The sequence below is a fragment of the Nocardia yamanashiensis genome, assembly GCF_021183565.1.
GTDB classification, from domain to species: Bacteria; Actinomycetota; Actinomycetes; order Mycobacteriales; family Mycobacteriaceae; genus Nocardia; species Nocardia yamanashiensis.
The window spans coordinates 2,810,165-2,831,651 of the sequence record NZ_CP089226.1 but is presented as its reverse complement, the minus strand read 5'-3'; the positions used below and the strand labels follow the sequence as shown (position 1 = coordinate 2,831,651).

Genomic DNA, 21,487 nt, shown 5'->3' with positions numbered 1-21,487 from the left:
TGCAATTGCATTTTCGAGTACGCCAAGCTTGAGACGGGCACACTTCAGAACAGCGATCCCCAATCCAACGGAGGTTCGGGTGGAAGCGTTGATCTATGGGTACGTGCGTGACGATCTGGCCGACGGCCGGACCGATGAGCTGGAGGACGCCATGTGCGGCCTCGCTCAGTCGGCCGGAATGTGCTTCGCCGCCACCTTCCATGAATCGACCCCTGGCGACGGCACCGCGTTCGCGGAACTGACCGCCGAACTCAAGCGCGCAGATGCCCACCACGTGGTGGTGCCGTCACTCGATCACCTTGCCGGCCAGACGATTCCGCGAGACATCCTGATCGCGAAACTGGCTCATGAGGCGGCGGCCCAGGTCTGGGCCGTCGGAACACTGACCCGCTCGGCCGGTGCGCGGCCGCCACGCTCCGCGCCCAGGCCATGAGTCGCGCGGCCGCCACCCCGGCGGCCAGCGCGAGCCAATGCCGTTCGCCGAACAGCGGATACACCTGCCAGTGCAGCAGATACGCGAACAGTGACGCGTCCGCCAGCACCGCCGCCACCCCGGCGACCAGTGCGGGCACTCGCACCGACGGCAGCCACGCCAGCAGGAGCAGACCGGCCAGGATCAGCCGTTCCCGTTCCGGCTCACCGAAATAGCCCGGCACCGTGAGCAAGGCCACGCCGCTGAGCAGCACCCGCTGCGGCGCCGTGGTTGCCTTGGCGGCGGCCCAGCCGAGCACGAAGAACCAGAAGGTGAGCGGCGAGAACGGAATATCGTGCGGCGTATAGAAACGCATCGGTTCGTAACGCACCACGAGCGCGATGCCCAACAGTCCCAAGGCGAACCAGAACGGCGCGCGGCGCTCGAGCTGATCGGCGAACGGGATCCGCACCAGGAGCGCGGCGGCCAGCATGAAATACACCGCCACCTCGACGAACCACAGGTGACCGGCGGTCGGGCTGTCGTGCGGGCCCAGGATCTTGTTGAGCAGCAGCATGTTCTGCCAGCCGTAGTAATCACTGAAGACCATCGTGCCTGCCACCCAGGCCGCGGTCGGCGCGGCGATGAGCGCTACGGTGCGCAGGGAACGACGCAACCGGGCCGGGGCGGGCGCGGCGGTCACCGCGAAGCGCGCGAAATTGAACCCGGCGACCGCGAGCAGCACGTGCGCGCCACCCCAGAGCTCGAAAACCTTGATGTGCGAACCGACTACGGCGATGATGCCCAGCGCGCGCAGTAGCGTAGAGGTGTCGAGGGAGCGGCCGAAGCGACGACGGCGGTGGGGGAGCGCTTCCAATTCGGCGACCGTCATGGTCTGCCAGTTGACCGGCAGCTGGCCCAGGGCGTGATCGAGTTTCACCGAGAGCGCGACGTAGGTGAGCGAGTCGCCGCCCAGATCGGCGAAGGTGGATTCGGCCGTGACCTGGGCGGTGTCCAGGCCCAGCGCATCGGCGAACAGGGTGCGCACATCGGCGCGCGGAATAGGCGCAATGCCCGGAAGTTCCCTTATGGCTTGATAATCCGGTTTGCCATTGGGCAGGCGGGGGATGGTCTCGACCAGGCACACCCGTACCGCCGAAACCGGTAATCCAGACAATTGCGCCGCGAGTTGGGTGGCCGCGGCGGCATTGCGGCCCGCGACCGCCACCACCAGGGTTTCGGCGTCATCGGTGCACAGGGCGGTGTATCCGGCTGCGCTCAGCCCGGATTCGATGCGTTGCAGGTCGATCCGGAGTCCGAAGATCTTGGCGAACCGCGACCGGCGCCCGATCACCCGGTACAGGCCCTCGGGGGTGCGGCAGGCCAGATCGCCGGTGCGCAAGCCGGTCAGCGCCGGTCCGAGCGCCAGTTCGGCGGTCGATTCGGCGTAGCCCATCATGATGTTGGGGCCGTGATAGACCAGCTCGTCGCCGCCCTCCGCCAGGGGCTCGAGCGTGAAAGACCCGCCCGGGACCGGGATTCCGATGCAGTCCGGATGCGCGGCGGCCAGCTCCGGCGGCAGGTACGCCATGCGCGCGGTGGCCTCGGTCTGCCCGTACATGACGAAGAAACGCCAGCCTCGGGACTCGCCCAGGCCGGCGTAGTGCCGCACCCGATCGGCGGCCAGTTTGCCGCCCGCCTGCGTCACATAGCGCAGGTGCGGCAGCGTCATTCGCTCGAAGCCGACGCGTTCGAGGAGGTCGAAGGTGTAGGGGACGGCGGCGAAGGAGGTCGCGCGGTGACATCGGAACGCGTCCCAGAACTCCGGCTCCAGGACCGACCGGTTGGTCATCAGCAGGCTCGCGCCGCGCAGTAGATACGAATGCACGACCGAGAGCCCGTAGCAGTAATAGAAGGGCAGTGTGGTTGCCGCGCGGTCGGTTTCCCCGATATCCAGGTACTCGACAATGGCCGCGGCATTGGACAGCAGGTTGGCATAGGACAGCCGCACCAGCTTGGGCGACCCCGTCGACCCCGAAGTGCTCAGCAGCAGCGCCAGATCCGGATGCAGGACGTGCGCCGAGCCGGTCCGGCGCGCCCGCGCCTGCGGAATCCCGTCCGTATCACCGGATTCGACCACGACATCCGGATCGTAGACGCGCAGCAGCTCATCGGTGATCGAACCGGTCAGCAACACCGCGCATCCGGCGTGCAGCGCGCCGAGATACGCCACCAGTGAACCGATGTCGTTGCGGGCCGATAGCGCGACCAGCCGACGTTCGCCGCCCAGCCGGTCCGCGAACTCGGCGACCAGGGCCGCGAGCTGCGCATATGTCAGCTCGCCGACCCCGTCACCGACTACTGCCGACCGGTCGCCGAATGCGTTCAGGTGCGCGACGATCCGAGGCGAGGTCATTGCGAGGAGTGTAGCGACAACCTTTTTAGGTTAGGGCAACCACACCCAAGTGACGCGCGAATGAATTCCGCTAGAGACCGAAGCCGCCGCGGCCACGTCGCCGCAGGTATTTCTCGAACTCGGCGGCGATGGCGTCCCCGTCGATCTTGGCCATGGCCTCGTTCAGATCCACGTCGGCGTCGCCGCGTTCCTCGAGCGAGCGCACGTACTCCGCGATTTCCTCATCGCCGGTGGTCATTTCATTGACCGCGGCCTCCCACTCCTCGGCCTGCTCGGGCAGTCCGCCCAGCGGGACCTCCACATCCAGCACGTCCTCGACCCGGTGCAGCAGTGCGATGACCGCCTTCGGGTTCGGCGGCTGCGAGACGTAGTGCGGTACGGCGGCCCAGAACGAAATGGCGGGTACGCCCGCGCGCACGCAGGCGTCCTGCAGCACCCCGGTGATACCGGTCGGGCCCTCGTAGCGGGTCTGTTCCAGGTTGAACCGCTCGGCCGCTTCCTTGCTGTACGCGGTGCCGGTGACCGGCACCGGCCGGGTGTGCGGGGTATCGGCCAGCAGCGCGCCGAGGATCACCACGGTGGAGACGCCCAGCTGCTCCACGAATTCGAGAATGTCATTACAGAAGGAGCGCCACCGCATATTCGGTTCCACCCCGCGCAGCAGAACCACATCGCGATCACTACCGGGCGGCGAGCACACCGAGAGCATGGCCGACGGCCACTGGATGGCCCGCGTCACACCGTCCACCTGGCGTACCGTCGGCCGGTTCACCTGATAGTCGTAGTAATCCTCGGAGTCGAGTTCCGCCAGGGGTTGCGCGTCCCAGATCAGCTCCAGATGTTCGACCGCCCCACTGGCGGCATCGGCGGCGTCGTTCCACCCTTCGAAAGCAGCGACGAGGACCGGATCCCGCAGCGTAGGCAGGTCCGATTCGGCTGGCACCGGGGATTCACTGGCGTTCACCCGGTCAGCCTAGTGCGTACGGTCCTCGCACGTATCAGCGACGCGCAATCGCAGAACCCCTGACCACCGTCGAAGGTGCGCACCGAGGTTCGCGGCCCGTCGCGTTCTGGACCGAGTGGAGCGGGGGAGCGAAGCGGAGGAGCGGAGGGAGGGAAGAACGCGACATAAAGGGCCGCGGACCCGCCCGGAGCGCAGCGGAGGGCAAATAGAACACAGCCGGGGTGCCCACTACTCTTGAGTACATGTCTGTACGCAGCCGCGCCGAATTCGACACCACCCTACTGGACACGTTGAAACAACGTGTTGTGATCGGGGACGGTGCGATGGGCACCATGCTGCAGGCCGCGGATCTCACGCTCGATGATTTCCGTGGCCTCGAGGGCTGCAACGAGATTCTCAACGAAACCCGCCCCGACGTGCTGCGACACATTCACCGCGCGTACTTCGAGGCCGGTGCCGACGCCGTCGAGACCAATACCTTCGGATGCAATCTCCCCAACCTCGCCGACTACGACATCGCGGACCGGATCCGCGATCTGTCCGAGCGCGGCACCCGCCTCGCCCGTGAGGTCGCCGACGAGATGGGCCCCACCAGCTACGGCACCCCGCGCTATGTGCTCGGCTCGATGGGCCCGGGCACCAAGCTGCCGACCCTGGGTCACGCGCCCTACGTCACGCTCCGCGACGCCTACACCGAGGCCGCGCTCGGCATGCTCGACGGCGGCGCGGACGCCATCCTGATCGAGACCTGCCAGGACCTGTTGCAGGTCAAGGCCGCCGTCACCGGCAGCCACAACGCCATGCTGCAGGCCGGGCGCCGGATTCCGATCATCACCCACGTGACCGTGGAGACCACCGGCACCATGCTGGTCGGTTCGGAGATCGGCGCGGCGCTCACCGCGCTCGAGAAGCTCGGCATCGACATGATCGGGCTGAACTGCGCCACCGGCCCGGACGAGATGAGCGAGCACCTGCGGCATCTGTCCAAGCACGCCCAGCTGCCGGTGTCGGTGATGCCGAACGCCGGCCTGCCGATCCTGGGCGCGAACGGGGCCGAATATCCGCTCACCGCCGAGGAACTCGCGGTCGCCATGACCCAGTTCGTGTCCGAGTTCGGGCTGGCCATGGTCGGCGGCTGCTGCGGCACCACCCCCGAGCACATCCGGCAGGTGGCCGAGGCGGTGCGCGAGGTGACGCCGGCGGTGCGCAAGCCGGTGCACGAGCCCAGCGTGTCCTCGATGTACACCCAGGTGCCGTTCGAGCAGGACGCCAGCATCCTGATGATCGGCGAGCGCACGAATGCCAACGGCTCCAAGGCATTCCGCGAGGCCATGCTGGCCGAGGACTGGCAGAAGTGCCTGGACATCGCCAAGGACCAGACCCGCGACGGCGCGCACATGCTCGACCTGTGCGTCGACTACGTGGGCCGCGACGGCACCAAGGACATGACCGAGCTGGCTTCCCGGCTGGCCACCGCGTCCACGCTGCCGATCATGCTGGACTCCACCGAAACCCCGGTGCTGAAGGCCGGTCTGGAGCATCTGGGCGGGCGCTGCGCGGTCAACTCGGTCAACTTCGAGGACGGTGACGGACCGGAGTCGCGGTATCAGCAGACCATGGCGCTGGTCGCCGAACACGGTGCGGCCGTGGTGGCGCTGACCATCGACGAAGAGGGCCAGGCGCGCACCGCCGAGCACAAGGTGGCCATCGCCGAGCGGCTGATCGCCGATATCACCGGCAACTGGGGTCTGGACGAGTCCGACATCATCATCGACACGCTGACCTTCACCCTGGGCACCGGCCAGGAGGAGTCGCGGCGGGACGGCATCGAAACCATCGAGGCCATCCGGGAACTCAAGCGGCGGCACCCGAATGTGCAGACCACGCTGGGTCTTTCGAATATCTCCTTCGGCCTGAACCCCGCGGCCCGGCAGGTGCTCAACTCGGTGTTCATGCACGAGTGCGTGGAGGCCGGACTGGATTCGGCCATCGTGCACGCCTCCAAGATCCTGCCCATGGCGCGGATTCCCGAGGAGCAGCGCCAGACCGCCCTGGACCTGGTCTACGACCGGCGCACCGAGGACTACGACCCGCTGCAGAAGCTGATGGCGCTGTTCGAGGGCGTGTCCACGGCTTCCTCCAAGGCCTCGCGCGCCGAGGAGCTGGCGGCGCTGCCGCTGTTCGACCGGCTGGCCCGGCGCATCGTGGACGGCGAGCGAGGCGGCCTCGAGGCCGACCTCGACGAGGCCATGAAAGAGGTTCCGCCGCTCCAGATCATCAACGAAACGCTGCTGTCCGGTATGAAGACGGTCGGTGAGCTGTTCGGCTCGGGTCAGATGCAGCTGCCGTTCGTGCTGCAGTCCGCCGAGGTGATGAAAACCGCGGTGGCGCATCTGGAACCGCATATGGAGGCCACCGACGACTCGGGCAAGGGCCGCATCGTGCTCGCCACCGTCAAGGGCGACGTGCACGACATCGGCAAGAACCTGGTCGACATCATCCTGTCCAACAACGGCTACGAGGTCGTGAATCTCGGTATCAAGCAGCCGATCTCGGCGATCCTCGATGCCGCGGTGGACAAGAAGGCCGACGTCATCGGCATGTCCGGGCTGCTGGTGAAGTCCACGGTGATCATGAAGGAGAACCTCGAGGAGATGAACTCCCGCGGTGTCTCCGAACAGTTCCCGGTGCTGCTGGGCGGTGCGGCGCTCACCCGCGCCTATGTGGAGCAGGATCTGACCGAGGTGTTCGAGGGCGATGTGCACTACGCGCGCGACGCGTTCGAGGGCCTGCGGCTGATGGACGAGATCATGACCGTCAAGCGCGGCGGGGGCATCGACCGCAATTCGCCGGAGGCCATCGCCGAACGCGAGAAGGCCGCCGAACGTAAAGCCCGGCATGAGCGCTCCAAGCGAATCGCGGAGCAGCGCAAGGCCGCCGAGGTGCCGGTGCAGGTGCCGGCGCGCTCGGACGTGGCCGCCGGCCTGCCGGTGCCGGTGCCGCCGTTCTGGGGCACCCGCATCGTCAAGGGGCTCTCGGTGAACGAGTACTCCGGTCTGCTCGACGAGCGCGCCCTGTTCCTGGGTCAATGGGGCCTGCGCGGCCAGCGCGGCGGCGACGGGCCGTCCTATGAGGAACTGGTGGAGACCGAAGGCCGTCCGCGGCTGCGGTATTGGCTGGACCGGCTCACCTCCTCGGGCGTGCTGCAGCATGCCGCGCTCGTCTACGGCTACTTCCCGGCGGTCTCCGAGGGCGGTGATGTGATCGTTCTCACCGAGCCGAAACCCGATGCGCCGGAACGGTATCGCTTCACTTTCCCGCGTCAGCAACGCGACCGGTTCCTCTGCATCGCGGATTTCATTCGCTCGCGGGAAGACGCGGAGCGGACCGGCCAGGTGGACGTCCTGCCGTTCCAGCTGGTCACCATGGGTCAGCCCATCGCCGACTTCGCCAATGAGCTGTTCGCGGACAACAACTATCGCGACTACCTCGAGGTGCACGGCATCGGCGTTCAGCTCACCGAAGCCCTCGCCGAGTTTTGGCACCGGCGGATCCGGGAAGAACTGACCCTGGAGGGACATTCCGTCGCCGATGAGGATCCGTCCGATGTGCTGGATTACTTCAAACTCGGATACCGTGGCGCGCGGTACTCGTTCGGTTACGGCGCCTGCCCCGACCTGGAGGATCGCGCCAAGCTCGTCGACCTGCTCGACGCGGGACGGATCGGAGTGATGCTGTCGGAGGAGTTGCAGCTGCATCCGGAGCAGTCGACGGATGCTTTCGTCCTGTTGCACCCGGAAGCGAAGTACTTCAACGCCTAAGATTTTCAAGAGGTTTCCGGGCTATCGCGCAGAGTTGCAGGGGTTGCTCGGCGCGATAGCCAGCAGGAGGGGTCCAACCACATGAGTTCTGACCGGTTGATTGCGGGGCGGTACCGACTAACGGATCCGATCGGCACCGGTGCGATGGGGGTCGTGTGGCGTGCGACCGACGTGCGATTGCGGAGAACGGTCGCCGTCAAACAGCTGTTGCTCGGACCGGGCCTGACCCGGTCGGCGGCCATCGAGGCCAAGATGCGGGCCATGCGCGAGGGGCGGATCGCGGCGCGGCTGCATCATCCCAATGCGGTGACCGTGTTCGACGTCGCCGAGGAGGACGGCCAGCCCTGGCTGGTCATGGAATACGTGAACGCGGTCAGCCTGGCCGCGCTGATGCGGGAGAAGGGGCGCCTGGAACCCGCCGAGGTGGCGCGGATCGGGGCGAAAGTGGCCGCGGCGCTGGCCGCGGCGCACAAGGCCGGGATCGTGCATCGCGATGTGAAACCCGCGAACATTCTCGTCGCGGACGACGGCACGGTGAAGATCACCGACTTCGGGATCTCCCGCGCCACCGGCGACGTCACCGTCACCTCCACCGGATTCCTCGCCGGGACACCGGCGTACCTGTCGCCGGAGGTGGCGCGCGGGGAGAATCCGGAACCGGCGTCCGACGTATTCGCTTTGGGCTCAACGCTTTACGCGGCGGTGGAGGGTGCGCCGCCGTTCGGTGAGGGCGACAACCCCCTCGCCGTGCTGCATTCGGTGGCGCGGGCGCAGGTTCCGGTGGCCGCGCACGCCGCCGCGCTGTGGCCGGTGCTGATCGATCTGCTGGCCGCCGAGGCCGACGACCGGCCGACCATGGAGCAGGCGGCCGAGCGACTACAGGCCGTCGCCGATGGGCGGGCCGTGGCGCCGCTGCACGCCACCAAGGTGCTGCCGGTGGCCGGGGAGAACGAATCCGGTCCGGGGACAGGCGGTTTCGGGCCGCGTCCCACCGGGACCGGCGGTCGTGGCGGGCGCACCGGCGGCAAGGGCCGCAATGGCGGCACCGGGGGCGGGATCGCCGCCGGAGCCGCGGGCATGGCCGCCGCGGCCAGCCGTACGGGCTCCGGTCGCACCGGCACCGATCCGGGGCGTCCCGGTGAAACAGGTCGCACCGGGGGAGACGCGGGACGAGCCGGAGCCGTTGCGGCGGGGGCGGGTTCGGACGCCACCACCGTCCTGCCCGGTTCCCGTACGGGGGGTTCCACCGCGAACTCCGGCGACGCGACCGAGTTCATCGGCACGAGCCAAGGCGCAGGCCGGGGCACCGCGCCCGGCGTTCCGGTGCCGCCGGTGCCGTTCACCTCGAATTCCGGTGCGGCCGACGGGAATCGGCGTCGCCTGGCCCTGATCGCCCTGGGCGTCGCGGCCGCGGTGCTCATCGCCGTGGTGATCGCGACCTCGCTCAATCGCGGTGGCGGCGGCGACAATCCGCCGATCGCCACCGGCGGCGCGTCGGTGTCGGCGCAGGCCGACCCGAACACCGGCGGCGACTCCGGCACGGGCGGCGGCACCGGCGGTTCGGCGGGCAGCGGCGCGTCGGACGGCGGTGCGGGACAACAGCCCCCGCGCACCAGCGCCGCCGGGCAGGTTCCGCAGCAGTCCAGCACGGTGCCCCCGTCCTCGACCCCGCCGCCGTCCAGCTCGGGCAAACCGACCACCACGACCACACCCCCGCCGACCACCACGCCGTTCGGCCCGCCGAACGCGGCCGCGCAGACCGCGTTCGTACAGAGCTACTACGGTCAGCTCCCCGGCAACGTGAACGGTGCGTGGGCCATGCTCTCGCCCGGATATCAGGCCGCGGCGGGCGGATTCAATTCCTACTCCGCGTTCTTCGGCCAGTTCAGCGCGGTGAGCGTGTCCGGGCTCACCCAGCAGGGCGATACCGTCGTCGGCACCGTCACCTACACCCACAAGAACGGCTACTCCGAATCCGAACGCCGCTGGTTCCGGGTGACCGGTGACGGCGGCCGTCTGGTGATCGCCGACTCACAGCGCGGGTAAGCGGCGACGGTCGTCCCTGGTTAGGCTGGACAACGGCCCGCCGCGTGCGGGCCGTTGTCAGGTGGTGTGCGGGTCAGGGCAGTGGAAGGGACGGGTGGTTCGGTGACGCGGGCGGACGCGGTGCTGTGGGATATGGACGGCACGCTGCTGGATTCGGAAAAGCTGTGGGATATCGCGGTGCGCGAGCTGTCGGTGGAGCTCGGGCGCGAGATGACCGAGGAGATCCGGCATGCCCTGATCGGCGCTTCCGGGCCGAACGCGTTGCGGATCCTGTTCAACAGCCTGGGCCTGGATCCCACGCCGGATGCGGTGCGGGAGGCCGGGGAGTGGCTGGAGCGGCGGGTCGTCGAGCTGTTCCATGATCCGATTCCGTGGCGGCCGGGCGCGCAGGACGCGCTCGCCGCGTTCCGGGAGGCGGGTGTGCCGATGGCCCTGGTGACCAATACCAAACGCTCGCTCACCGAGTACGGGCTCGATACGCTCGGCCGGGAGAACTTCGTCGCTACCGTCTGCGCGGACGAGGTCGCGCAGGGCAAACCGGCGCCGGATCTGTATCTGCGGGCGGCCGAACTGCTGGGTGTGGCGCCGCAGCGGGCCATCGCCATCGAGGATTCGCCGACCGGTGCGGTGTCGGCGGAGACCGCGGGCTGCACGGTGATCGTGATTCCGTGCGAGATCGCCGTCCCCGACGCGCCCGGTCGTATCTTTCGTGATTCGCTCATCGGGCTGACCGCCGACCATCTGCACGATCTGGTGCGGGCCCGCCACGCCTGAGACCATCGCGGTTCCCATTTCTCCAAGCGCCGGCCCGCCGCGACCGCCTAGCCTTCGACCATGACCGATGTCCTGGAGCCGCTGCGCGCGCTGTGCCTGGCGCTGCCCGAGGTGACCGAACGGCTCAGCCACGGTGAACCGACCTGGTTCGTACGCGGCAAGAAGACGTTCGTCATGTTCTCGAACGAACATCACGGCGGCCGGCTCGGATTCTGGTGCGCCGCACCGCCGGGCGTGCAGGAGGAACTGGTGGGCAGCGTGCCGGAACGGTTCTTCCGGCCGCCCTATGTGGGGCATCGCGGGTGGCTGGGCGTCGGGTTGGACGTCGCGGTGGACTGGGCTGAGATCGCCGAGATCGTCGAGGACGCCTACCGGATGGTCGCGCCGAAAACACTGGTGGCCCAGCTGGATTCGGCACCGGTCACAGCGCGCGATAGTGCTGATCCAGGATCGGCACCGGATCCAGCTCGCTGATCTGGTGCCCGGCATCGCAGTGATCGGTGAGGTCCTTGCCGTCGCGGGCCTGCACCACCCGCAGCTCGCCCACCAGGTCGCGCAGGGATTCGGCCACCCGCGCCGCGTGCCGGTAGCCGGGCGCATCGCGATCGGCGACGATCCAGACCCGGTGCGCGCCGCGGAACCAGGCCGCGTGCTCCGGATGCCAGGCGTTCGCGCCGCCCGCATTGCAGGTCGCGGTGCGCCCGGCGTGCGTGGCGGTCAGCACATCGGCTTCACCTTCGCAGACGTAGATATCGCGGCCGGTGCGCACGGCGGCCAGCAGCTGCGGGAGCTGGAACGGAAAACGCGGGAAACCGCCCGGCTCCCACCCTGATTCGGTGCGCCGCTCCTGATAGAAGGACTTGGCGAAGCCGCGCGCGTGCAGGGTGCGCAAGCGGATGACCCGGCCGGCGGCGCTGCCGTCCGGGCGGCGATAGATGTAGGCGGCGACCCGGATCGGGCGGCGCAGGCGCGGGCCCGGGTTCGGCTTGTGCACCGACAACGGCAGGCCCGCGGCCAGGATCGCGCGGTCCGCGACGGCGAGCGCCGGGGGCGGTCCGGTGCGGCGGGGGACCAGTGGATCGGGCGGGCGATCGAACAGATCGCGCACGTGCAGGCCGAGCCGCTCGAGCACGTCCGTATCGGAGCACCCCGCGAAGCAGCGGACCACCGTGCGCTGCCGCTGATGGTTGTAGACGACGCCGAGCGAAGGATGATGGCGGCGGCCGTCGGCCTCGTGGACCGGGCACAGGTAGGTGGTCCATTCCGTGCCGCGCCGCCCGGGGCCGCTGACCTCGTTCAATGCGTGAGTGATGGTGTTCCAGGAGCCGTCGATACCCATGGCGAAAGTCCTCTCCCTTCCGGTGTACCCGGATCCGGAGAACTGTCAAACGGCACCAAAAGCATTGTTACGCAGCGGAAATGCGGTGCGTACGGGTGCGCTTGCACCGGTGCGCGCGGGTGCGCGCACCGGTGTGGGGTCAACGCCCGGAGAGGAGATCGGCCGCCTTGGCGATGCGCGAGGTCCGGCCCAGTCGCGATTCGCGATGGTCGGCGGCCCGGTACAGCGAGTACATGAGCTGCACGCCGATCCAGCGCAGCGGTTCCGGCTCCCACCGCCGCACCGGCCAGTTCACCCACGGCAAACTCGTCAATTCGGTATCGCGGCGCAGCAGCAGGTCCCGCAGGGTGCGCGCGGCGAGATTGGTGGCGGCGACGCCGTGGCCGGTGTATCCGCCCGCATAGGCCAGGCCGGTGGCGTGATCGAGCGCCACGGTCGAACACCAATCGCGCGGCACGGCCAGCACCCCCGACCACGCATGCTCCAAGGGGACGTCGGCGGCGGCGGGAAAGAAGTCGGCGAGCATGCCGTGCAGCACCTCGACCGTCCACTCCTGGGTGCGGCCCGCGTCGTCGATCCGGCTGCCGTAACGGTACGGCTTGCCCCGCCCGCCGAACGCGATCCGCCCGTCCGCGGTGCGCTGGGCGTACATGTAGTAGTGCGCCATATCGCCCAGCAATTCGGCTCCCGCCCAGCCGATCTCGTCCCACACCGCCGCCGGCAACGGCTCGGTGACGATCATGGAACTGTTCATCGGCAGCCAATCGCGATGGCTCGCCCCGAACGCCGCGGAGAAGCCCTCGGTGGCCCGGATGACGTAGTCCGCGGTCACCGTCCCGCGCGCCGTGACGGCCGCCGCCGGCGCGGAACCCGTTCGGGCCCGGACCGATTCGACCTCGGTGCCTTCGTGGATCACCACGCCGAGCCCCCGCACCACCTCGGCCAGCCCGCGCGCCAGCTTGGCCGGCTGCACCCGGGCGCAATGCGGCGTCCACAACGCTCCCGTCGCCTGCGCGACCCGGATCCGCTGCTCGGGCTCGACGATCATGAGATCGTCCGCACCCCAACCCCAGTCCCGCGCATGCGCGAGCGTCTCGCTCAGCCGCCGCTGCTGCGCCGCGTTCCGTGCCACCGTGGTCTGCCCGCTCTTGACGATATCGGCGTCGATACCCTCGCCCGCCGCGACCGTCACGATCTCCTCGACCGTCTCGAACATGGCCCGCTGCAACCGCACCGCCGCATCGCGCCCGTGCCGCCGCGCGTACACTTCCGCCGATCCGGCGATCTCCCCGACCACCCACCCGCCGTTGCGCCCCGACGCCCCGAACCCCGCGAACTCCTTCTCCAGCACCACGATCCGCAGATCCGGCTGCGCCTTCTTCAAGTAGTAGGCGGTCCACAGCCCGGTGTACCCGGCCCCGACGATGCACACATCCGCCTGCACGTGCCCGGACAGCGGCGCCCCCGCCCGCACCTCCCCGAGCTCGCGGAACCAATACGACACCGAACCATTGACAAAGGACATATCAGGCATCCTCGGCTATCTGCGAGCATTCGGCATCTCGGGGGTCGTTCAGCGGACACGGCCGGCCACCCGGCGCGGCGAAGCGACGGGATTTGTGTCACGTCACGATCGCATGAAAATTATTGGCACACAGAAAAAGTGGCAATCCACAATCGATGGACATTCCGGGCGTGTCGGCGGTTGCTGCGTCCAGAATGGTCGTCATGGTTGGGACCGGGGGCTGGGTAGACGCGTGCGATGTACCCGGCGTGGATTTCGTTCGTTATCCGTTGGACGCACCGGGCAGTGAACGCTGGGCAGCCGTGGTGCGCGCCGCGCGGGCGGAGCTGGCGGCGGACGGGTGTTGCGTGCTGCGCGGGTTCATCACCCCGGAGCGGATCCGGACGCTGCGCTCCGAGGGCGTGGCCATGGCGCCGCAGGCGTATTACACCGTCGAGCAGGTCAATGCCTACAACATTCCGCTCGATGCCGACCTGCCGGCCGACCATCCGGGGCGGATCGTGCTGCGGCGCGGAAACGCCTTCGTGGCAAGGGATTTGATCCCCGCCGACGCGCTGATCCACCGCCTCTACACCAGCCGCACCTTCCAGCGTTTCGTCGCGGACTGTTTCGGCCTCGATGAGCTGCACGAATACACCGATCCGCTGGCCGGGCTCTGCTTGAACGTGGTCGCGCCGGGCATGTCGCACCCGTGGCACTTCGACACCAACGAGTTCACCGTCAGCATGCTCACCCAGGAGCCGGAATGCGGTGGGGTGTTCGAATATTGCCCGAACATTCGCTCGCGTACGGCCGAGAACCTCGGCGACGTCAATGACGTCCTCACCGACCGGGGCGAGCATCTGATCCGGCGGCTGGAATTGCGCCCCGGCGATCTGCAGCTGTTCCAAGGCCGGTTCTCGCTACACCGCGTCGCGCCGGTAGGCGGTACGGTGCAACGACATTCGGCGATCTTCGCCTACAGCGACAGCCCCGGCGTCATCGGCACCGTGGAACGCACCCGCCAGCTCTTCGGCCGGGTGCTGCCTGATCATCTCGCCGCCGCCACCGTCCGTGGCGACGGACTGCTCGACTGAGAGGGGACCGCATGCCGGTTTCGTTGCACAACACCGGAAAAGCCTCGTTCGACGACATCTACGAGCGGCCCGATCCCCGCGCCTACTACGCCCGCATGGCCGAATTGGATTACCGCATACCGGAATTGGCGGCGCCGCACTTCCGGCAGTTCATCGCCGACCATCGCGCCGCCACCGGCATCGGCTCGCCCACCGTGCTGGACCTGGGCTGCTCGTACGGGGTGAACGCGGCCCTGCTGCGCCTGGATCTGGGCATGAGCGAACTGGCCGGGCACTATTCCGAACACGACGGCGACGACCTGATCGCGGCCGACCGGGAACTGCTCGGCACCGGCGACCGGCTGCCCGGGGTGCGCTTCATCGGCATGGACGCCTCCGGCCCCGCCCTGAAATACGCGCACGAGGCCGGTTTCCTCGACGACACCGTGCACGCGGACCTGGAGGCCGGCGACCCCACCGAACCGCAGCGGCAGATCCTGGCCACCGCCGACCTGGTCATCTCCACCGGCTGCGTCGGCTACATCACCGACCGCACCCTGGTGCGGGTGGCCACCGCACATGGCGGAAAGCTCCCCTGGATGGCGCATTTCGTGCTACGCATGTTCGCCTTCGATCCCATCGCCGCCCGGCTGGGCGCGCTCGGGTACCGCACCCAGCGCATGCCCGGAGCGTTCCGGCAGCGCAGATTCGCCTCGGCAGACGAACAGGCCGGAGTGTTGAATACGCTGGAGGACAACGGGATCGACGCCGCCGGTCTCGAATCCGACGGCTGGCTGTACGCCCAGCTCTACCTGTCCAGACCGTCCGTGAACCTATCCATCGACCCCGAGGAACTCTCTTGAGCGAACGGACCTTCGCCCACGACGATCAGCTGCCCCGCGTGCCGCTCCCCACCCTGGAGGAGAGCTGCACCCGGTTCCTGCACTGGTCCGCGCCGCTGCTCGGCGACGACGAATACGCCGCCACCGCGGCCGCCGTCGAAGATCTGCTGCGGCCCGACAGCCCCGCCCGCACCCTGCACGCCGACCTGCAACGGTTCGACGCGACCCCGGGCGTGGGCAGCTGGCTGGACGAATTCTGGCCCAACCGCTACCTCGGGCGGCGCGACCGCATCGCCCTGAACGCCAACTTCTTCTTCCTGTTCCGCGACGACACGGTGCTGGCGACCTCCACCACCGCCGATCAGGCCGAGCGGGCGGCGGCCCTGGTGACCGCCGCGGTCGACTACAAGCTGCGCTTGGACAAGGAGGAGATCCCGCCGGTCACCCAGCGCGGTACGCGTTTGAACATGGCGCAGAACAAATTCCTGTTCTCCGAGACGCGCATTCCGGACGATCCGCAGGACACCGTGCGGGTGCCCTACACCGAGGAATGGCCGGGGCCGTCGCAGGCCCGGCACATCGTGGTGTTCTACCGCGGCAATATGTTCCGGATGGACGTGCTCGGGCCGGCGGGCGCGCCGTACACGCCCGAGGACCTGGCCGACGGGCTGCGCGCGGTCATGAAGGCCGGCACCCGCCGCCCGCCGATCAGCGCCTCGGCCGGGCATCTGACCACCATGGCCCGGGTGGAGTGGGCGCCGGTGCGAAATGCCTTGCAGCCCGCCAATTCCGCCGCGTTCGAGACCATCGAGACCGCGCTGTTCTGCGTGTGCCTGGAAGATTTCGCCCCGCGCGACGAACTGCACGCCTGCGATCAACTGCTGCACGGCGACAGCGGCAACCGCTGGTTCGACAAGGCGGTGTCGTTCATCGTCTTCTCCGACGGGCAGGCCGGCATCAATGTCGAGCACTGCGGACTGGACGGCACCACCATCCTGTCCTTCGTGGACACCCTGCTGGAAACGGCGGTGACCGAACACGCCACGGCGGCGGGAGCGCAACCGCAGGGCCTGCCCGCGGTCGAGCCGATCGAATTCGTCCTCGACGCCGAGCAGAAGACGACGGTGGCCACCGCGGCCGCGGCCTTCGCGCAATACGCCGCCGACACCGCCACCACCACCGTGTCCTTCGACTTCGGCACCGCGAAGGCCAAGAGCCTCGGCATCTCCCCGGATGCCTTCGCACAGCTCAGCTATCAGCTGGCACACCGGCGCAGCAAGGGGCTGACGGGAGCCACCTACGAGTCCATCGCGACCCGCCAGTTCCGCAACGGCCGCACCGAGGCCATGCGCGTGGTGACACCCGAGATCCTCGAATTCGTCGCGGCCATGCTCGATCCGGAGGTGGATGCCGACGGCAAGCGGTCCGCCGCGCGCGCCGCCGCGCAGGCACACGTGCGGCGGGCGCAGGAATGCCAGCGCGGCGAAGCGCCCGAACAGCACCTGTGGGAACTCCAGATGATCCAGCGCCGGCGCGGGGAGCAGCTGGGCGCCACCGCGCCCATGGCGTTCTACGACAGCCCCGGCTGGCGCATCACCCGCGACGACTACCTCAGCACCAGTTCCGCACCCTCGGTGAACATCCGGTACTTCGGGTTCGGTTCCACCAGTCCCACCTGCATCGGGATCGCGTACGTGCTGCTGCCCGACCGCTGGAACCTCTACCTCGCCACCCCGAAATCGGTCTCCCAGCAAATGTTCGGCTTCGCCGATGAATTGCGCACCGCAGTAGCCGAACTCGCGGAGTTGCTGGAAGTCTGATGTTCGTCACCCCGGGGATTCCGCTGCGCCACACCCATGTCCGATTTCGTCGGTAGGGTGTGTGCTGTGATTACGCTTCGAAAAGAAGATGGTGCAGCGGATCTCGCGGGGATCACGAAGATGAGCGTCGGGGTGAGCTGGGATCCCTCGGGCGGCGTCAGCGGTGGACTGCTCGGCATCGCCAAACGCAAGAAGGGCGTCGACCTGGATCTGGTCGCGATTCTCATGCAGGGCGCGGAGCCGGTGCGGTTCGCCGGGCTGGACTCGCTGGACCCGCTGGGCAACGGCTCGGTCCAGCACACCGGTGACGAGCAGACCGGCGCGGCCTCCGGCGACGACGAGACGGTGCACGTCACCTTCGCCAATGTCCCGACGGCCATCGACTCGATCATCTTCGTGGCCTCGGCCTTCAAGAAGGGCTCGAGCTTCGAGAAGGCCAACAACATCTCCTTCAAGATCTACGACGCCTCCGGCGGGTCCACCCAGCAGGTGGCCGATATCTGGCCGTCCCTGCTGGGCACCGACAATGCCAATGCCATCGCCCGGGCCTTCCGCAACGGCCCGAACTGGCAGCTGGAGGTCCTGGACCGCAAGGGCAAGATCAAGCAGGGTGATATGCAGGCCCTGCTGCGCTTCGCCATGGCATAGCCGCACGCGCTCAAGCGATTTCGAGCGCGATGATGGCGAGCGCCAGCAGCGTGTCCAGCACCATGCAGAACTCGGACATGGACCGGACCACCACGCGGTCGGTGCGGAAATGGTGGATGTCCCACGCGGTGTGGGCGAGCAGGCCGGCGGCCACCAGGTAGGCGCCGGCCCGCTCGTCGATGAGCAGTGCCGCCACGGCCACCGCGCCGAAGGCGAGCATGGCCACGGCTTGCAGCGTGATGTCCCGGCGGCGCAGCAGGCCGTATCCGGCGAGCGGAACCGCGAGCGCCAGCAGCACCCAGGTGCCGTCGAAACCGGTCGCTTTCGCCGCGCCGATGACGACGAAGGTGACGAGGAAGACCGGCCAGGCGGCGCGCGGGTCGGCCAGCGCGGCGCTGCCCAGATAGACGATGGCGGAGGCGGCGACGATCTGCGCCAGATCCACGCCGGTGCTCAGATCGAAAGCGGTGGCCGTGGCCAGCAGCAGGGCGGCCACGGCGGGCCAGACGGTGACGGCGCGGGGCCGAATCGGTGTGTCGTGCATGACAATCACCGTCGCGCCGCAGCCCGGGGCCGGACCAGACGGGCTGCCGCGAATGACCGAATCGCTGGGATTCGTGGCGGATTCACTAGGATCGGCGGTATGGCGGAACGGCTGGTCGTCGTGGTCGGCTACCCGGGGGTGGAGCTGCTCGACATCGCATCGGTGACCTCCACCCTGGACATGGCCAATCGCATGGGGGCCACGCCGCCCTACCGGATGGCGATCGTGACCCCGGGCGGGCTTGCGGTGGAATGCGATTCGGGACTGACGCTCAGCGCCCACGGCGCCGTCGAACAGTTCAACGCCGCCATCGACACCCTCGTCGTCTCCGGCGGGCTCGGCCATCTGGACGCCGCCGCCGACCACCGGTTCGTCGGGCACATCCGGCGGCTGGCCCGGCAGGCGCGCCGGGTCGCGTCGGTGTGCACCGGAGCCAGCGTGCTGGCGGCCACCGGACTGCTCGACGGCCGCCGCGCCACCACCCACTGGTTCTACGCCGCGCAGCTGGCCGCCGCCTATCCCGAGGTGGAGGTGGATCCCGAGCCGATCTTCGTGCGGCACGGCGCTATCGCCACCTCCGGCGGGGTGACCTCCGCGCTGGATCTGACCCTGGCGTTCATCGAAGAGGACCACGGCGCGGAGCTGGCCCGGCGGGTCTCCATGGGCCTGGTCACCTATTTGCGGCGGCCGGGCGATCAAGCGCAGGTCAGCGTGTTCGTGGGCAATCCGGAACCGGCGCATCGGCTGGTGCACCGGCTGGTGGAGCACATCGCGGGACACCTGGACGGGAACCTCGGCGTCGAGGCGCTCGGTGCGACGGCCGGACTCAGCGAACGGCAGCTGACGCGCTTGTTCGTGGCCGAACTGGGGGAGACCCCGGCCCGCTATGTGCGGCGCATGCGCGTGGACGCCGCCGCGCGATTGCTGGCGGGCACCGGATTGCGGCTCGACGATATTGCCGCGCAATGCGGATTCGCCTCCGCCGAGACGCTGCGCCAAGCCTTCGCCGCGCAATTCGGTGTCGCCCCTTCGGTGTATCGGGCGCGGCAGCGGGCCGCCGCGGCGACGCCGTCCTGACGGCGGAGATCGGGAGGCGGGAGTGCGTTGCAGGGAGTGTGCGGCGATCTGAAAGAATGTTCGACCGTGAAAACTTTCGAGGCCCTGTTCGCCGAGCTGCAGGATCGTGCCGTCAACCGCCCCGAGGGGTCCGGGACCGTCGCCGCCCTGGACGCCGGCGTGCATGCGCAGGGCAAGAAGGTACTGGAAGAGGCCGGTGAAGTGTGGCTGGCCGCGGAGCACGAGAGCGACGAATCGCTCTCCGAGGAGATCTCGCAGCTGCTGTATTGGGTGCAGGTGCTGATGGTGGGCCGCGGCCTGCGGCTGGAAGACGTCTACCGACATCTGTGACGGCTGATATCGCCGCGCTCACGGGCGCGGCGCTCGCTGGTCCGTAGTCGTCTCCTCCCATCCACCGTCCCGAAAGGACACCCCATGCTTCGCGTCGCCGTACCCAACAAGGGCGCGCTCTCCGAATCCGCCGTCGCCATCCTCGCCGAGGCCGGCTACCGCAAGCGTTCCGACGCCCGCGATCTGAGCGTGCTCGATCCGGCCAACCAGGTCGAGTTCTTCTTCCTGCGGCCCAAGGACATTGCCATCTACGTCGGCTCCGGCGAACTGGATCTCGGCATCACCGGCCGCGATCTGGCGCTGGATTCCGGTGCGCCCGTGCAGGAACGCCTCGCCATGGGCTTCGGCCGCTCCACCTTCCGCTACGCCGCGCCCGCGGGCCGGGAATGGAAGGTCGAGGACCTCTACGACAAGCGCATCGCCACCTCCTACCCGAACCTGGTGCTCGCCGACCTGGCGCGGCGCGGGATCGAGGCCGAGGTGATTCGCCTCGACGGCGCGGTCGAGATCTCCATCCAGCTCGGCGTGGCCGATGCCATCGCCGACGTGGTGGGCTCGGGCCGCACCCTGCGCCAGCACAACCTGGTCGCCTTCGGTGAGTCGCTGTGCGATTCCGAGAGCGTGCTGATCGAGGCCAAGGGCGCGGACCAGCAGGACAAGGCGCGCAATCAGCTCGTCGCCCGCATCCAGGGCGTGGTGTTCGCCCAGCAGTATCTGATGCTGGATTACGACTGCCCGAAGGAACTCCTCGACGCGGCCGTGCAGATCACGCCCGGTCTGGAATCGCCGACCGTGTCGCCGCTCACCGATCCGAACTGGGTCGCGGTGCGTGCGCTGGTGCCGCGCAAGAACGGCAACGAGCTGATGGATCAGCTCGCCGAACTCGGCGCCAAGGCGATCCTGGCCACGGACATCCGGTCCTGCCGGGCGTTCTGAGAGCGGGCCCGCCCGCCGTGCCGACGCACGGCGGGCGGGGCGCGCGGGTCAGGAGCCGGAGGGGAAAGGCGGTGTGGTGCCGCCGAATTCGGGGCACAGGGCTTTGAAATCGCAGAACTGGCACATCCAGCTGCGATTGGGCGGGAAGTCCCCGGTTTCGGCGGCGGTGACGATCGCCGACCACAGCGCCGACAGGATCTTCTCGAACCGCGACAGCTCCTCGGCATCCGGCTCGTAGGTGAGGGTCTGGCCGTCGGCCAGGTACATCAGCTCGAGCTGCCCGGGAGCCGTCCCGAACATGCGCATGAGCACCAGGGCGTAGAACTTCAGCTGGAACAGCGCCCTGGTCTCGTAATCGATCCCCGGAGCCCGGCCGGTCTTGTAGTCGACGACCTTCAGCGCACCGGCGGGCGTGCGGTCGATCCGGTCCACGATGCCGCGCAGCGGGGTGCCGTCGGCCAGTTCGGTTTCGATGAAGGTCTCGCGGGACTCCGGTTCGAAGCCGGACGGATCCTCCAGCCGGAAGTACACGTCCACCAGCCCGCGCACTTCCGCGAGGAAGACCGCCCGGTCGTCCTCGGCGATCAGCTCGGCCACCTCGGGCCGGGCCTCGAGCATCGCGTTCCACGCGGGTTCGATGAGCGTCGTCGCGCCCGGCAGATCCCGATCCCCGGCGGGCAGGTCGAACAGGGCTTCCAGCACCGAATGCACGAGCGTTCCGCGCACCGCCGCGCGCGAGGGCGGCTCCGGAATCTGATCGATGGCGCGCAGCCGGTACTTCAACGGGCACTGCTTGAAATCGATTGCCCGCGAAGGGGACAGCGCCGGACCACGCGGGGCGAAACCCGCCGTCTCCGGGGTAGTGATAGCGGGTACCGACATACCTGGCAGGCTAGACGCAGGCACCGACAAGGTGCGGTGCTCATCGAGCAGCGAAA

17 protein-coding genes are annotated in these 21,487 nt (G+C 68.5%); 11 read left to right on the top strand and 6 right to left on the bottom strand.

Annotated elements, in window-relative coordinates; genetic code table 11:
- Positions 1-251: 251 nt before the first annotated feature.
- The gene (locus LTV02_RS13755; protein ID WP_233040384.1) at positions 252-2,828 is read right to left on the bottom strand and encodes an AMP-binding protein; all 2,577 of its coding nucleotides are present in this window, start codon (positions 2,826-2,828) and stop codon (positions 252-254) included.
- A 70-nt stretch (positions 2,829-2,898) separates the two neighbouring features.
- Positions 2,899-3,792, bottom strand: a complete 894-nt coding sequence (locus LTV02_RS13750) for a PAC2 family protein (RefSeq protein ID WP_067709602.1) — start codon at positions 3,790-3,792, stop codon at positions 2,899-2,901.
- Positions 3,793-4,034: 242 nt separating this feature from the next.
- Between LTV02_RS13750 and metH the strand changes: the two genes are divergently transcribed.
- The 4 genes from metH (at position 4,035) to LTV02_RS13730 (ending at position 10,907) form a co-directional block, all read left to right on the top strand.
- Positions 4,035-7,613: a methionine synthase gene (gene metH / locus LTV02_RS13745; protein WP_233040383.1), complete on the top strand. Its 3,579-nt coding sequence runs from the start codon at positions 4,035-4,037 to the stop codon at positions 7,611-7,613.
- Between the two features lie 144 nt (positions 7,614-7,757).
- Complete coding sequence (locus LTV02_RS39240) at positions 7,758-9,659, top strand: serine/threonine-protein kinase (RefSeq protein WP_269821646.1); 1,902 nt, start codon at positions 7,758-7,760, stop codon at positions 9,657-9,659.
- A 132-nt stretch (positions 9,660-9,791) separates the two neighbouring features.
- Positions 9,792-10,433: an HAD family hydrolase gene (locus tag LTV02_RS13735; RefSeq protein WP_233041568.1), complete on the top strand. Its 642-nt coding sequence runs from the start codon at positions 9,792-9,794 to the stop codon at positions 10,431-10,433.
- Positions 10,434-10,493: 60 nt separating this feature from the next.
- Positions 10,494-10,907: an MmcQ/YjbR family DNA-binding protein gene (locus LTV02_RS13730; protein ID WP_233040382.1), complete on the top strand. Its 414-nt coding sequence runs from the start codon at positions 10,494-10,496 to the stop codon at positions 10,905-10,907.
- On the opposite strand, the gene LTV02_RS13725 is transcribed toward LTV02_RS13730, so the two are convergent.
- Both LTV02_RS13725 and LTV02_RS13720 read right to left on the bottom strand, forming a co-directional pair.
- Positions 10,855-11,772 (bottom strand): toprim domain-containing protein, encoded by a 918-nt coding sequence (locus LTV02_RS13725; protein ID WP_233040381.1) that lies wholly within the window; start codon positions 11,770-11,772, stop codon positions 10,855-10,857. The genes LTV02_RS13730 and LTV02_RS13725 overlap by 53 nt on opposite strands.
- A gap of 139 nt (positions 11,773-11,911) precedes the next feature.
- Positions 11,912-13,297: an NAD(P)/FAD-dependent oxidoreductase gene (locus tag LTV02_RS13720; protein WP_233040380.1), complete on the bottom strand. Its 1,386-nt coding sequence runs from the start codon at positions 13,295-13,297 to the stop codon at positions 11,912-11,914.
- 203 nt (positions 13,298-13,500) lie between these two features.
- Here LTV02_RS13720 and LTV02_RS13715 point away from each other — a divergent pair, with 203 nt between their 5' ends.
- The 4 genes from LTV02_RS13715 (at position 13,501) to LTV02_RS13700 (ending at position 17,662) form a co-directional block, all read left to right on the top strand.
- Complete coding sequence (locus LTV02_RS13715) at positions 13,501-14,373, top strand: HalD/BesD family halogenase (protein WP_233040379.1); 873 nt, start codon at positions 13,501-13,503, stop codon at positions 14,371-14,373.
- An 11-nt stretch (positions 14,374-14,384) separates the two neighbouring features.
- A complete protein-coding gene (locus LTV02_RS13710; RefSeq protein WP_233040378.1) occupies positions 14,385-15,215 on the top strand; it encodes a class I SAM-dependent methyltransferase in 831 nt (276 codons plus the stop codon).
- Positions 15,212-17,014 (top strand): choline/carnitine O-acyltransferase, encoded by a 1,803-nt coding sequence (locus LTV02_RS13705; protein ID WP_233040377.1) that lies wholly within the window; start codon positions 15,212-15,214, stop codon positions 17,012-17,014. The genes LTV02_RS13710 and LTV02_RS13705 overlap by 4 nt, the downstream gene beginning before the upstream one ends.
- A gap of 120 nt (positions 17,015-17,134) precedes the next feature.
- Positions 17,135-17,662: a TerD family protein gene (locus tag LTV02_RS13700; protein WP_233040376.1), complete on the top strand. Its 528-nt coding sequence runs from the start codon at positions 17,135-17,137 to the stop codon at positions 17,660-17,662.
- A gap of 10 nt (positions 17,663-17,672) precedes the next feature.
- Here LTV02_RS13700 and LTV02_RS13695 read toward each other — a convergent pair whose 3' ends face one another.
- Positions 17,673-18,206, bottom strand: coding sequence for a hypothetical protein (locus LTV02_RS13695; RefSeq protein ID WP_233040375.1), 534 nt, complete (start codon positions 18,204-18,206; stop codon positions 17,673-17,675).
- A gap of 99 nt (positions 18,207-18,305) precedes the next feature.
- Here LTV02_RS13695 and LTV02_RS13690 point away from each other — a divergent pair, with 99 nt between their 5' ends.
- The 3 genes from LTV02_RS13690 to hisG all read left to right on the top strand — a co-directional run bounded on the left by LTV02_RS13690 (position 18,306) and on the right by hisG (position 20,549).
- On the top strand, positions 18,306-19,283 hold the full coding sequence (locus tag LTV02_RS13690) for a GlxA family transcriptional regulator (protein ID WP_233040374.1): 978 nt from the start codon (positions 18,306-18,308) through the stop codon (positions 19,281-19,283).
- Between the two features lie 66 nt (positions 19,284-19,349).
- A complete protein-coding gene (locus LTV02_RS13685) occupies positions 19,350-19,613 on the top strand; it encodes a phosphoribosyl-ATP diphosphatase (protein WP_067710097.1) in 264 nt (87 codons plus the stop codon).
- Positions 19,614-19,697: 84 nt separating this feature from the next.
- Positions 19,698-20,549 carry an ATP phosphoribosyltransferase gene (hisG, locus tag LTV02_RS13680; protein ID WP_233040373.1) on the top strand — a complete coding sequence of 284 codons (852 nt, stop codon included), beginning with the start codon at positions 19,698-19,700 and terminating at the stop codon, positions 20,547-20,549.
- Between the two features lie 48 nt (positions 20,550-20,597).
- Here the strand turns inward: hisG and LTV02_RS13675 are convergent, their stop codons facing one another.
- On the bottom strand, positions 20,598-21,431 hold the full coding sequence (locus LTV02_RS13675) for a RecB family exonuclease (RefSeq protein ID WP_233040372.1): 834 nt from the start codon (positions 21,429-21,431) through the stop codon (positions 20,598-20,600).
- Positions 21,432-21,487 lie beyond the last annotated feature (56 nt).